Annotated in this window: 1 protein-coding gene; it reads right to left on the reverse strand. The window is 66.3% G+C overall.

Going from position 1 to position 1,610, the window contains the following annotated elements; all coding sequences use genetic code 11:
• Nucleotides 1–154: 154 nt before the first annotated feature.
• Entirely contained in the window at nt 155–1,519 is a 1,365-nt protein-coding gene (locus IVW53_15925; protein MBF6607051.1) for an IS1380 family transposase, read from the reverse strand.
• Nucleotides 1,520–1,610 lie beyond the last annotated feature (91 nt).

Here is a 1,610-nt window from a genome sequence, read left to right on the forward strand (position 1 = left end):
TGGCGAAGAGCCCCAGGAACTACAAGTTGGTTCACTGACCCGTTGATGGCGTTGTGAGTGCATCCGGGGCGTGAGGGACCCCGGTCCCATGCCCTCTCTCGTGATGTCACGCCCTGCGGAATCGCTTCGGGGTCGGGCGCCGGGACCCAATGCGCTATGGGAAGGCGGCGCGTAGGCGAGTGAAGGCGGCGGCCAGTTCGCTGGCCCAGGGCCAGGTCTCGTCGAGATGCACGATGAGGTCACGGCCGCGGTGAGCGAGTACGGCGGCTACATGCAGGACGCGGTAGCGAATCGTCTTGGGCTCGGCCTTGGCCAGCGCGCCGTCGAAACGAGTCATCTGGCTCCAGGCCAGGAGTGACCCGGCGATGAGCGAGACCGCCACCCAGGCTTGGTTGGCGCAGAAGCCGTCGAAGGGCAGGTTGGCCAGTCCACACGCCTTCCAGCACCGCACGCGGTCTTCGACGCGGGCGTGGCCGCGGTGGCGCAACTCCAAGGCGGCGATGCCGTCACCTTTGGTGTTGGTGACAAAGCAGGTGTGGCGCCAACCAGCATGGGTGTCGAAGAGCGAGAGCTGGGCGCCCGGGTGCGGGCGTTCGCGCCGACAGATCATCCGCATGTCGGCCGGCCAGCCCTTGAGCTCGATGATCTCGGTCAGCTCGATCACCTCGGCACCGTCTCGGACCCCCCCGTCGAGCTCTGTCGCCCGCACCCAGTCCTCTTCTTGGGCCAACAGCAATGCGTCACGCACAGAACCCCTGATGGGAAAGCCAATCGAGTAGTCGAAGTTGGCGTCGGTCAGCGATTGGACGAAACGATGGGAAGCCCCGGCCGAGTCGGCCCGGACCAAGACGGGATGGACGACCAAGGCGGGGTCGTCACCTTCTTCGTGACCCAGGGCGTATTCGGGTGGCACGGCTCGGACCACCTGCTCGAGCAACTCGAGGTGGTCGTCGGTGTCCCCCGGGGCGGCGTTGCCCGGGCGCAAGATCGCGCCCAGGGGCTCCTTGGTGTTGTCGCACCAGGCGCCCAAGGGGTTGAACCCGAAGCCGCGCTTATACGTGGCGGCGGCGTCCTCTTTCTCGGCGTGCACATCGAGCAAGGTGGAGTCGAAGTCCCAGACCATCGGACCGACCGGTGGCTGCGCCGCCCAGACGCGTGCACGCGCCTCGGCCAGGGCGAGTGGGATGGCCCGTAGTTCGAAGACGGCGGTGGCGTGCACCGCCCGCCAGGCCGTGGCCACAGACGCCACCGGACCGAAGAGCTCCTCTTGTTCTTTGAGGGCGGCGATGTCGGCCAGGCAGTCCGCTCCGTCCGCGATCGCGACAGCCAGATGGGTGAGCACGACACCGGGATCGTGGGTGTGCCAGTTGATCCCACAATCCTCCATGGCCGACGACATCGCCTCGGTCAACCCGCTGCGATCGGCCAGCTCGGCCAGCAACGCGGCACCGGCATGGCTGACCAAGTTCTTGGCGTCGGGTATCACTTTGGCGCGACGGACCGAGCGACTACGGTGCACTTTCAAGGAGCTCTCCTCCTGGTGGATTGTGTTGCTGTGGTAACAACCATTCTTCCAGGAAGGAGAGCTTTTTACGCGGACGCGCGCACCG

The organism is Chloroflexota bacterium, assembly GCA_015478725.1.
Classification (GTDB): domain Bacteria; phylum Chloroflexota; class Limnocylindria; order Limnocylindrales; family CSP1-4; genus C-114.